We start from the raw sequence: 12034 nt of genomic DNA on the forward strand, positions 1-12034 counted from the left end.
GACTGAGCGCAGCAGCGTGCTTGTAAAGGGCTCTAGACCGCCCGCAGGCCGGCTTCGGCGGGGGCCTGGCCGGATGGTGGGGCCTTGAGCAGCAGGCGGATGCGGTTGGCCAGGGCGTCGATGGCGTAGGGCTTGGCCATGACTTCCATGCCCGGTGGCAGGGGTTCGTTGCTGAACGGGGCGTTCTGGGCGTAGCCGGTGATGAACAGCACTTTCAGGTCCGGGCGTTGCAGGCGGGCGCGGCGGGCCAGTTCCAGGCCGTTCAGGCCCCCCGGCAAGCCGACGTCGGCCAGCAGCAGGTCGACCCCCCGCTCGCCGGCCAGCAGGGCGAGGGCCCCGGGGCCGTCCGCGGCTTCGAGCATCTGGTAGCCGAGGTCTTCCAGCACTTCGCGCATCAGCTGGCGCAGGGGCGCTTCGTCGTCCACCACCAGTACGGTGGTGCGCTGCTCGGCGCGGGGGATTTCAACCGGGCGGGGTGTTGGCGCGGGCTCTGCCTCGCCGTGGTGGCGGGGCAGGTAGAGGCTGAGGCTGGTGCCCTGGCCGAGGGTGGAGGCGATGCGCACCTGCCCGCCGGATTGCCGGGCGAAGCCGTACACCATCGAGAGCCCGAGGCCGGTGCCCTGGCCCACCGGTTTGGTGGTGAAGAAGGGTTCGAAGGCTCGGCTGATGACGTCCTCGCTCATGCCGCTGCCGGTGTCGCTGACCATCAGCACCAGGTAGTCCCCCGGTTCCAGCCCGCGCTCACCGGCAGCCTGGGCGCCGAGCACGACATTGTTGCTGCCGATGCACAGGCGGCCGCCGTTGGGCATGGCGTCGCGGGCGTTGATGCAGATGTTGAGCAAGGCGCTTTCCAGCTGGTTCGGGTCCACCAGCACCGTCCACAGGTCGGGGCCGTCGACGCACTCCACCTCGATGTTCGGGCCCATGGTCCGGCTGATCAGTTCGTGCAGCGTCGCGACCAGCTGGTTGACGTCGGTGGGGCGAGGGTCGAGGGCCTGGCGGCGGGAGAAGGCGAGCAGGCGGTGGGTGAGGGTGGCAGCGCGTTCGGCGGCGCTGCGGGCGATGTCGATGTAGCGGTTCAGGTCCTCGGTGCGTCCCTGGGCGATGCGCAGGCGCAGCAGCTCCAGGCTGCCGCTGATGCCGGCGAGGAGGTTGTTGAAGTCATGGGCGAGGCCGCCGGTGAGCTGGCCCACGGCCTCCATCTTCTGGCTCTGGCGCAGTTGCTCCTCGGCCTGGCGCAGGGCGTCGGCGCGGGCGCGTTCCTCGGTGGTGTCGCGGCCGATGGCGCTGATGAAGCCGTCGCCCGAGGAGGAGGACCAGTTGATCCAGCGGTAGCTGCCATCGCGATGGCGCATGCGGCTGGCGTAGTCACGCAGGGGCTCGCCCTGGACCAGGCTGTGGATGGCGGCCCAGGCGTCGGCGAGGTCGTCGGGGTGCACCAGGTCCAGGCAGTTGCTGCCCACCAGCTCGGCTTCGCTCCAGCCGAGGATGTCCTGCGTGGCGGGGTTGGCGGCGGTGATCACCAGGTCCTGGCGCGACACCAGCATGATGTCCGGCGAGAGGTTCCACAGGCGGTTGCGGTCGCGGGTGCGCTCGGCCACCTGGCGCTCCAGGTTGTGGGTGAGCTGGCGCAACTGGCGCTCGGCGGTGACCCGGGAGGTGGTCTCGATCACCGTGTCGAGCATGCCCAGCACCCGGCCGTCGGCGTCCCGCAGCGGGCTGTAGCAGAAGGTGAAATAGCTCATCTCCGGTCGCCCGTGGCGGTCCAGCTCCACGGGGAAATCCTCGATGAAGGTGGCCTGGCCCTGGTAGGCCCGCTCGGCGATGGGGCCGATGCTGTCCCAGGCTTCGCGCCAGATGTCGTCGAAGGGCCGGCCGAGCGGCGCGTGCTTGTTGCCGAGGATGGGCACGAAACCGTCGTTGTAGATGGAGATGCGCTGCGGCCCCCATACCAGGCAGCAGGGGAAGTGCGAGGACAGGATGGTGTCGACGCTGATGCGCAGCGCCTCGGGCCAGTGCTCGATCGGGCCGAGCGGGGTGCGGGACCAGTCGTGCTGGCGCACCTGCTGGCTCATCGGCCCGGGGGCGGCGGGGAAGGGGGTAGCGTCCATGTCAGGATTCCGAGGGGCAGCAGCGAGGATGGCCGGGTCAGAGGAGTTGACCACGAAGCGGCCGGACAATTCGATTCCGCGATGCCTGTTCGCCGTGGCGGTGACGGCGAGCAGTCGCGAGGGCCTAGCGCTGCTCGGCCTGTTCGATGAGTTCGAGCACATCGGCCAGGGTGGCGTCGAGGTGTTCGCCGGCCTTGTAGGCGCGCAGCACGGCCTCGTCACCCTCGCGGACGAGGCGTGGCCGCTCGATGAACAGCCCGGCGGGCTCGAAGGCCTCGTCCAGCACCACCACCAGGGGAATGGCGATGCGCTCCAGGCCCAGACGGGTCTTGAGGTCGTCTTCGGCGCGGCCCTTGGTGATCACCGCGAGGTCGATGCGCGGCTGGCGGCGGCACAGGTCGTCCAGCACGGTGACGTTGATCTGGCAGTCCGGGCACCACATCTCGCCCACCACCAGCAGGTGGTAGCGGCGTTCGATCTGCTCGATGCGCTGCAGCAGCGGGGCGGCCGGCCCCTGGTCTTCCAGGCGCTGGGCGATGGCGGCGGCTGCGGCCGTCTCGGCCGGCAGGCCGCTGCCGACGAACTCGGTGTAGGACTGGCCGATGTCGAACAGCTCGCGATAGGTCGCCATGGGGATGCTCCGTTGAAAGTGAGGCGGCATCCCAGCAGAAAAGCCCACCCGGGGCAACTGCGCCTCACCCCGGCGACAGGTAGCCGAGCAACTGCCGGGCGTGGGAGCCGAGGCCATCGGTGCCACGGATGCACAGGCGCAGCTCGCGGGTGGCCCAGGTGTCCTCCAGGGTGACGATGGCCACCGGCAGCTCCTGGGTCAGGCGGTGGGCGGCGGCTTCCGGAAGCATGGCGATGCCGGCGCCCTGGGCCACCAGCTGGGCGATGGCGTCGAAGCTCGGGGCGCGTACCCGCACCATCAGCGGCAGGCCGTTCTGCCGGGCCATTTCCTCGACGAAGCGCTGCATGGAGCGCTCCGCCGGCAGGCACACGAAGGGGTAGCCCAGGGTGTCGCGCAGGTGGACGCTGCGCAGCGGCGCGAGGGCGTGGCCGGCAGGCACCAGCATCACCAGGCGGTCGTCGCGGAAGGGCAGGGAGATCAGCCCGCCGGTGGGCAGGTTGCCGTCGTACACGCCGATGTCGATGTCGCCGGCCTGCACGCCCCGCAGCACATCGCGGCTGGTCTGCTCGGTAAGCTGCAGGTCCACCTCGGGGTAGTCCGCCAGGAAGGGGCCGAGGGCGCCCGGCAGGAAGGAGCTGTTGGCCACGGTGGTGGCGGCCAGGTGGACGACGACGCGCTGCTGGCCGGCCAGTTCCTCCAGCAGCACCTTGAGCCCCTGGGCTTCGTTGAGCAGCGCGTGGCAGCGCTCCAGCACCAGGCGGCCTGAGGGTGTGGGCGTCATGCCGTCGGCGCGGCGGGTGAAGAGGGTGATGCCGCAGCGGGATTCGAACTGGCGCAGCCGGGTGCTGGCCGCAGAGACCGCCACGGGGAAGGTGGCCGCCGCCTTGCTCAGGCTGCCGGTGGCGGCGATGGCGCTCAGCAGGCGCAGGTCGGACAGGTCGAAGTGCATGGCGTTCTGATTTCCATAAGGGGTGGTTCTGGAAAAACCGATTCTAGCTCTCTCGCGTTCTGTCCAGAATAAGGCTCTACCTGCTGATGGCCTGCCTCATGAACGCTCTGTTTTCCCTGTACCAGCGCGGCCTGCGCAACGGCAGCCTGTTCGCCGTGCTCTCGGCGGCGGGCTTCAGCCTCAAGGCGATCTTCGTCAAGCTGTCCTACGCCGCCGCCCCGGTGGATGCGATCACCGTGCTGGCGCTGCGCATGGGGCTGGCGCTGCCGCTGTTCGCCTGGCTGCTGTGGCTGAGCCGCGGGACGGGCGAGGTGCGCCTGTCGCCCGCCGATGGGGGGCGCATCCTGCTGCTGGGGCTGGTGGGCTACTACCTCTCCAGCCTGTTCGACTTCTATGGGCTGGAGTCCATCAGCGCCGGCCTGGAGCGGCTCATCCTGTTCACCTACCCGACCCTGGTGATGCTGTTCCAGATGGTTGCCCTGCGCGAGCGCCCCGGCAGCCGCACCTTGCTGGCCATGGGCATCTGCTATGCCGGGCTGGGGGTGGCGCTGTTCCACGACGTGAGCACCTCGACCCTGGGCAGCCAGGTACTGGTGGGCTCGGCCTGGGTGTTCGCCAGCGCGGTGACCTACGCCCTCTATTACCTGGGGGCGGGGATGATGCTGCGGCGCCTGGGCTCGATGCGCCTGGCCGGCCTGGCCGGGAGCGCCTCGGCGTTGATGGTGCTGGTGCACTACGCAATCACGGCCGATATCACCCAGTTGACGCACCTGCCGGCGCAGGTGTGGCTCTATGCCGCGCTCATGGCGCTGCTCTCGACGGTGCTGCCGATCTACTGGATGGCCCTGGCGATCCAGCGCATGGGCGCGACCCAGACGGCGGCGGTGGGCAACCTGGGGCCGGTGCTGACCATCCTCGCGTCCTGGGCGGTGCTGGGCGAGGCGGTGTCGCTCTACCAGGTGGCGGGGTTGGCCCTGGTGCTGTTCGGCGTGTCCCGCCTCCGGCCTGCCGGCCCGGCGCCGAGCGCAGCGGCAGCGCCGACTTCTGTGGCGCGTGGGTGATGGCACTGCGCTGTTTCGGCCTTGGTTTCGCCTTGGCCGAAGCGTAAAATCCACACGTTTTCCGGGCTTTTACCGGGCCTGTGATGGCCTCGTCCAAAGCCCGCTTGCCCACCTTTACGATGCGATTGCCCCAAGGACCTGCTGCACGGATCGCAGTCCCCTTCGAGTGATCGCCCATCGGGACATGACCCATGCCGTTCGGGCCGCCCCCCAAGCTCAATCTGCGCAGCCTCATTCTCCTGTTCGCCCTTGCCGCGACCCTGGCGACGCTCGCCAATAACCTGCTGGTGACCTACGGCATCCAGCGCCAGGCTTTGGTGCAGAACGCCCTGGAGGCCAACCGTGCCTACGCGGCCAAGCTCGCCGCCAGCATCAATGAAAGCCTGTCCGGAGACCTGGAACGCCTGCGCTTCAGTGCCACACTGCTGGGCAACGTGCCGGGCGACACGAAGCAGATGGCACTGGAGGCCGAGCGCCTGCTGATGCAGGACCACGGCTTCAACACCGTGCTGGTGGCCAACGCCGAGGGCACCGTGGTGGCCTCCAAGCCGGACAGCCTGGGCATCAACGGCCAGGCCCTGCGCTCTCGGGAGGCCCTGCAGCAGCGCCGGGCGATGGTCAGCCCGGCATTCCGCTCCCTGGCGGGCAACCTCATCGTCTTCGTCTCCCACCCCATCTGGGGGCACGACGGCCAGTACCTGGGGCTGATCGGCGGCACCATCTACCTGGGCAAGCCCAATGCCCTGGATTCGCTCGTCAGCCAGCACTTCCACCACGACGCCTCCAACGTCTACCTGGTGGACCCGGACCGCAAGGTGCTGTTCCACCCCGACGCCAGTCGCGTTGGCGAGCGCCTGGGCGCCAACCCCATCGTCGACGCGGTGCTCAAGGGGGAGAGCGGCGCCATGCAGGCGGTCAACACGCGGGGCGTGGAGATGCTCGCCGGCTACGCCAGCGTGCCGTTGAGTGGCTGGGGCGTGGTGGCGCAGCAGCCCCTGGCCGAGACTCAGGCGGCCGTGGAAGAGCTGATGAAGCGCCTGCTGGCCGGGCTGCTGCCCATGAGCCTGCTGGGTGTGGGACTGATTCTCTGGATCTCCGCGCGTATCAGCCGCCCCCTGCGGCAACTGGCCGAGAGTGCCGCGCAGCCGGAGCGGGCGGAGAAGGCCCTGCGGGTGAAGGCCTGGTATGCCGAAGCGTGGATGATCAAACAGGCCCTGCTGGCGGGCCTGGAAGTGACCCGGGCCAAGCTCGGCCAACTGGACCTGCAGGCCAAGAGCGACCCCCTCACCGGGCTGGCCAACCGGCGCGCCATGGAAGAGCGTTTGCAGGCCTGGCAGCGGCTGGGCACGCCGTTCTCCGTCATCAGCCTGGACATCGACCACTTCAAGCGGGTCAACGACACCTTCGGCCACGACACGGGTGACGACGTGCTGCGCCAGTTCGCCGAGCTGTTGCGCCAGAGCTGCCGGGAGCGGGATCTGCCGTGCCGTGTCGGTGGCGAGGAGTTCATCCTGCTGCTGCCCGACGCACCCCTGCGCACGGCGGTGGAGGTGGCCGAGCGTTTCCGCGCCCGGCAGGAGGCCACGCCGATCGCGCCCGTTGGCCAGATCACCGTGTCCCTCGGCGTGGTGCACTGGGCACCCCAGGGCGGGCGCAGCGTGCCGGACGTGCTCAAGCGTGCGGACGCCTTGCTCTACCAGGCCAAGCAGGCCGGGCGCAACCGGGTCATGGCGGACGAGACACTGACGTTCGAGTCAATCAGTTGACGTCAAAAAGACTCGCTGTAAAAAATTTCTGACAGCCAATTCCTACACAAAAGTCGGCGTGGTATACAACGGCGGTTTTCCCGAGCCCTTTCTTGCCGTCAAAGGACTGCTGCCATGAATCGAGCCTTCTCGCTGGTCTGGAATCCCCGTCTGCGTGCCTGGTGTGTCGCCGATGAGCATGCCCGGCGGCGCAAGGCGGGGTCCGGCGCGGTCCTGGCGTGCGCGCTGCTGGCTCCGGTGGCGGCGCTGGCGGCCGACCTGCCCACCGGTGGCCAGGTGGTTTCCGGCAGCGGTGCCATCAGCCAGCCCAACGCCCAGCAGATGGTCATCGACCAGTCCAGCAACAAGCTGGCGATCAACTGGCAGAGCTTCGACATCGGCGCCGGCAAGCGCGTGACCTTCAACCAGCCCGGCAGTGACGCCATCGCCCTCAACCGCGTGGTGGGCAGCGACGGTTCGAAGATCATGGGCCAGCTGGATGCCAACGGCCGGGTGTTCCTGGTCAACCCCAACGGCGTGCTGTTCGGCAGCGGTGCCCAGGTCCAGGTCGGCGGCCTGGTGGCCTCGACCCTGGACATCGACCCGCAGGATTTCGAACGCGGCCACTACCGCTTCAAGGGCGACGGCACGCCGGCGGCCGTGGTCAACCAGGGCACCCTCAGCGCAGCCGACGGCGGCGCCGTGGCGCTGCTGGGGGGCACCGTCAGCAACCAGGGGGTGATCGTCGCCCAGCAGGGCAGCGTGGCCCTGGCGGCCGGCAATGCCATGACCCTGGATTTCGCCGGTGACGGCCTGCTCAAGGTCCAGGTGGACGAGGCGGCAGCGGATGCGCTGGTGGAGAACCACAAGCTGATCCGCGCCGACGGCGGCAAGGTGCTGCTCACCGCCGACGCGGGCGATGCGCTGCTCAAGACCGTGGTCAACAACACCGGCGTCATCGAGGCCCGCACCCTGGGCCAGAAGGACGGCAAGATCATGCTCATGGGCGACTTCGACGGCGGCGTGGTCAAGGTGGCCGGCACCCTCGACGCCAGCGCGCCCAACGGCGGCAACGGCGGTTTCATCGAGACCAGCGGCGCCCACGTGCAGATCGCCGACGACGTGAAGGTCACCACCCTGGCGCCCAAGGGCAAGACCGGCGAGTGGCTGATCGACCCCTACAACGTGACCATTTCCAACGCCACCAGCTCCGGCATGGGCGGCTTCAACGGCAACGCCAACGACAGCGTGCTCAACGTCACCACCCTCACCAATGCCCTGGCCAGCACCGGGGTGACGGTGACCACCGGCGTCGGCGGCAGCCAGGCCGGCAACATCACCGTGGACGCGCCCATCCGCTGGAGCGCCAACACGGTGCTGGCACTCAACGCCGCCGGCAGCATCATCATCAACAAGGACATCACCGCCACCGGCAACAACGCCGGGCTGTCCATGTCCTACAGCGGCAGCTACAGCCTGAACAAGGGCGCCCGCGTGACCCTGTCCGGCAGCAACGCCAGCCTCAGCCTGGCGGGCACCGGCTACGTCCTGATCCATGACATCGGCGCGTTGCAGAACATCACCAGCACGGGCTTCTACGCCCTGGGCAACGACATCGACGCCAGCGCCACCGCGGGCTGGAACGGTGGCGCCGGCTTCAACCCGCTGGATGGGGCGAGCACCAACTTCGCCGGCCTTGGCCACAGCATCGACAGGCTCACCATCAACCGCGGGTCGGAGAGCGACGTCGGGCTGTTCCGCACCGTGAGCGGCAACGTCCGTGACCTGACCCTGTCGAATGCCCGCATCACCGGCCAGATGAACGTCGGTGGTATCGCCGCCACCCTCGGCGGCACCCTCAGCAACGTCCACATGACCGGCAGCGTGTCCGGCTCCGGGACCTTCGTCGGCGGCCTGGCCGGCACGGTGAACAACGGCATCATCCGCTACTCGTCCTCTGCCGCCGACGTGACCGGCCTGACTGTGGTGGGCGGGCTGGCGGGCAGCGTGCAGAGCATTGCCATGGCCGACTCCTATGCCACCGGCTCGGTCACCGCCACGGTCAGCAACACCAGTGCGTTTGCGGGTGGGCTGCTGGGCGAGGTGATCTCCAGCGCGACCCTGACCAACACCTACGCCAGCGGCAAGGTCACCGGCTACACCACCACGGGCGGCCTGATCGGTGGCGGCTACCTGCCCACCATCACCGTCAACACCAGCTACTGGGACATCAACAGCACCGGCCAGTCCAGCTCCCTGGGTGGCGGTACCGGCCTGACCAGTGCCGTGCGCAACCAGTCGGCCTACACCGGCTTCGACTTCACCAACATGTGGGTGATGTTCGAAGGCGATACCCGGCCGATGCTGCGCAACGAATACTCCACGACCCTCTTCACCCCCCACGCCCTGCAACTGATGGGGCTGGACCTGACAGCCAATTACCGCCTGGGCACCGACCTGAGCCTGGCCAGCGCCATGGCCGCCAGCGGCGGCTACTACGGCGAGGTATGGGGCGCGTCGGGTTTCCGCCCGGTCGGCAGCAACGCACAGCAATTCACCGGCAGCTTCGACGGGCAGGGCCACAGCATCAGCGGCCTGGCCATCAACCGCGCGGCCACCGACTATGTCGGCCTGTTCGGCTACACCTCCGGCGCGACCCTGGCCAACGTCAAGCTGGTGGGCGGCAACGTCACCGGCAGAGACAACGTCGGTGCCCTGGTCGGCTACATGCAGGGCGGCACCCTCGGCAACGCATCGGCCAGCACCACGGTCAGCGGCACCAGCACCAGCGAAGCCAATACCGGCGGGCTGGTAGGCACCAACGACAGCGGCACCATCGCCGATGCCTCCGCCACCGGCAATGTCACCGGGGCTGGCTACCAGGTCGGTGGCCTGGTCGGCTTCAACGTCAACGGCGGCAGCATCACCCGCTCCTATGCCACCGGTAACGTCACCGGCACCAACACGACCGCCAACCTCGGCTATGTCGGTGGCCTGGTGGGCGCCAACGGCTACAGCGGCGACGGTGGCTCCATCAGCCAGTCCTACGCCACCGGCACGGTGAGGGCGTCGTCGGGGCCGGTCGGCGGTTTCGTCGGCCACAACGAAGGCAGCATCACCGACTCCTACGCCACCGGCGCGGTGATCGGCCAGGGCTCTGCGAGCAACATCGGCGGCTTCGCCGGGGTCAATTTCATCAACGGCACCATCAGCAACAGCTACTCCACCGGCTACGTCGCCGGCGGCACCCAGCTGGGTGGCTTCGTCGGCTACAACAACGGCTCCAATGGCGCCATCAGCAACGCCTACTGGAACACCCAGACCAGTGGCCAGTCGCAGGCCGCGTCCGGCGGCCTGGTGAACGGCATCACCGGGCGTACTACCGCGCAGCTCCAGGGTGGGCTGCCGTCCGGCTTCTCCTCGTCCATCTGGGGCACCGGCACCAACCTCTACCCGTACTTCACCTGGCGCTACAGCACCACGCCCATCGCCATCAGCGGCAAGGCCTTCAGCAATGGCGGCAGCACGGCCCTGGCGGGCGCGACGCTGACCGCCGTATCCGGCGGCATGGCCATCGGCAGCGGCAGCAGCGGGGCGGACGGCTACTACTACATCCTCAGCGATGCCAGCGGCCTGGATGCCAACGGCGCCATCGCCTACCTGGATGGCAATGCCGACACCGGCGCCGGCTTCGGCGACGTGATCGGCATCAACGGCATCCAGGGGCTGGACGTCTACAGCTCCGCCGCGCGCCTGGCCACGGGGCAGGGCAGCCTCTCGGCGACCCGCAGCCGCTACCTGGCCGCGCGCGGCAGTTATGCCGATGCCGACCTGGCGTTCCTCTCGTCCAGCGACTTCTCAGCCCTCACCAGCAGCGGCTACGGCCTCTACCTGGCTGCCAGCGCCGCCAACTACAGCCTGGACACCCACCTCGGCTCCGGCGGCCTGCTCAGCCTCGACAGCGGCGGTGCCTTCGGCATCAGCGGCACCCGCCAGCTGTCGGCAGGCGGCAACCTCAACGTGGCCGACCGCCTGACCTGGGGCGACAACGCCGGGCTGACCCTCAGCACCAGCAATGGCGGCAACGTCCTGCTGGGGGATGGCATCGACGCCGCCAGCGGCAGCCTGACCCTCTCTGCTGCCGGCACTGCGACCAGCAACGGGGGCGTCAACCTCGGCGTGCTGAATCTCACCGGTGGCACCTGGAGCCAGGTAGCCGCAAGCCTGCCCAGCTTCAGCGTCACCGACTTCCGCCTCAGCCCCGGTGCCACCTTCGTGCGCGCCCTGGGCGGTGACGGCAGTGTCGCCACGCCGTACCGCATCACCGATGTCTATGGCCTGCAGGGCCTGGCCTCCACCAGCCTGGCGGGCAGCCGCTTCGTCTTGGCGAACGACATCAATGCCTCCAGCAGCGCGCTGTGGAACAGCGGCACCGGCTTCCTCTCCATCGGCAGCCTGGCCAACCCCTTCACCGGCCGGCTCGACGGGCAGGGGCACCGTATCAGCGGCCTGGCCATCAACCGTACCGGCAGCACCTACAGCGGCCTGTTCGGCTACAACGCCGGCTACGTCGGCAACCTCAACCTGGTGGGTGGCAGCGTGGCCGGTGGCAGCTACACCGGTGCCCTGGTGGGCTACAACGCCGCCGCCGGGATGGTCGAGCGGGTCAGCAGCGACACCGCCGTCACCGGCACGGGCAACGTCGGCGCCCTGGTCGGCACCAACGCCGGGACCCTCAGCGAGTCCCTGGCCACGGGCAGCGCCAGCGGCGGCCTGAATGGCGGCGGCCTGGCCGGCAGCAACGCCAGCACCGGCACCATCCGCGACAGCTACGCCACCGGCAGCGCCCAGGGCAGCGCCACGGCAGGCGGCCTGGTCGGGTTCAACGACGGCAGCCTGCTGCGTGTCTATTCCACGGGCACGGCCAGCTCCAGCGTCGGCGCGGTCGGCGGTCTGGTGGGCAGCAATGTCGGCACCGCCACCGGCAGCTTCTGGAACACCACCACCAGCGGCCTGGCCCAGGGCGCCGGGGCCGGCAATGGCAGCGGCATCTCCGGGTTGACCAGCGCCCAGCTCACCAGCCTGGCGCCCTTCGTGGCGGCCGGCTGGAGCATCGACGACGCCGGTGGTACCGGCGCCACCTGGCGCATGTACGAGGGTCACAGCGCGCCGCTGCTGCGCAGCTTCATGACCGCCCTCAGCGTCAATGTCGGCAACGCCAGCAAGACCTACGACGGCAGCGCCACCAGCAGCACCGGCGCCCTGGTGTTCCCCATCGGCTACGACCCGGCCCTGGTTTCCGGCAGCGCCCTCTACACCGCCAACAGCGCCAACGCTGGCACCTACAGCGGCGCCAACCTGCGCGCGAGCGGGCTCTATTCCAGCCAGTTCGGCTATGACATCGAGATGCTCGCCGGCACCCTGACCATCGACAAGGCCGCGCTGACCATCACTGCCAGCAACGCCAGCAAGACCTACGGCCAGACCGCTTCGCTGAGCGGCTTCAGCACCTCGGGCCTGATTGCGGGCGACCAGGT

The 12034-nt window shown here is 69.1% G+C and carries 6 protein-coding genes; 3 read left to right on the forward strand and 3 right to left on the reverse strand.

The genetic code is table 11. The features are described from left to right. Positions 1-32 precede the first annotated feature (32 nt). From BM198_RS15790 to BM198_RS15800, 3 genes are all read right to left on the reverse strand, one after another. Positions 33-2111 carry a hybrid sensor histidine kinase/response regulator gene (locus BM198_RS15790; protein WP_074971208.1) on the reverse strand — a complete coding sequence of 693 codons (2079 nt, stop codon included), beginning with the start codon at positions 2109-2111 and terminating at the stop codon, positions 33-35. Positions 2112-2235: 124 nt separating this feature from the next. Next, the gene (locus BM198_RS15795; RefSeq protein ID WP_074971210.1) at positions 2236-2742 is read right to left on the reverse strand and encodes a thioredoxin family protein; all 507 of its coding nucleotides are present in this window, start codon (positions 2740-2742) and stop codon (positions 2236-2238) included. A 64-nt stretch (positions 2743-2806) separates the two neighbouring features. Then, positions 2807-3691 (reverse strand): LysR family transcriptional regulator, encoded by an 885-nt coding sequence (locus tag BM198_RS15800; RefSeq protein WP_074971212.1) that lies wholly within the window; start codon positions 3689-3691, stop codon positions 2807-2809. A gap of 98 nt (positions 3692-3789) precedes the next feature. On the opposite strand from BM198_RS15800, the gene BM198_RS15805 reads away from it, so the two are divergent. From BM198_RS15805 to BM198_RS30850, 3 genes are all read left to right on the forward strand, one after another. Beyond that, on the forward strand, positions 3790-4752 hold the full coding sequence (locus tag BM198_RS15805; RefSeq protein ID WP_074971334.1) for a DMT family transporter: 963 nt from the start codon (positions 3790-3792) through the stop codon (positions 4750-4752). 191 nt (positions 4753-4943) lie between these two features. Continuing rightward, positions 4944-6518 (forward strand): GGDEF domain-containing protein, encoded by a 1575-nt coding sequence (locus tag BM198_RS15810; protein ID WP_074971214.1) that lies wholly within the window; start codon positions 4944-4946, stop codon positions 6516-6518. A gap of 114 nt (positions 6519-6632) precedes the next feature. Next, the coding region (locus tag BM198_RS30850) for a two-partner secretion domain-containing protein (RefSeq protein ID WP_074971216.1) at positions 6633-12034 on the forward strand (5402 nt) is incomplete at its 3' end.

This window comes from Metapseudomonas otitidis, assembly GCF_900111835.1.
In the GTDB taxonomy this organism is placed as follows: domain Bacteria; phylum Pseudomonadota; class Gammaproteobacteria; order Pseudomonadales; family Pseudomonadaceae; genus Metapseudomonas; species Metapseudomonas otitidis.

Excerpts from the sequence above, each read along its gene's own strand:
- BM198_RS15790 (WP_074971208.1), bottom strand. The coding sequence starts at position 2,111 with ATGGACGCTACCCCCTTCCCCGCCGCCCCCGGGCCGATGAGCCAGCAG.
- BM198_RS15795 (WP_074971210.1), bottom strand. The coding sequence starts at position 2,742 with ATGGCGACCTATCGCGAGCTGTTCGACATCGGCCAGTCCTACACCGAG.
- BM198_RS15810 (WP_074971214.1), top strand. The coding sequence starts at position 4,944 with ATGCCGTTCGGGCCGCCCCCCAAGCTCAATCTGCGCAGCCTCATTCTC.
- BM198_RS15800 (WP_074971212.1), bottom strand. The coding sequence starts at position 3,691 with ATGCACTTCGACCTGTCCGACCTGCGCCTGCTGAGCGCCATCGCCGCC.
- BM198_RS15805 (WP_074971334.1), top strand. The coding sequence starts at position 3,790 with ATGAACGCTCTGTTTTCCCTGTACCAGCGCGGCCTGCGCAACGGCAGC.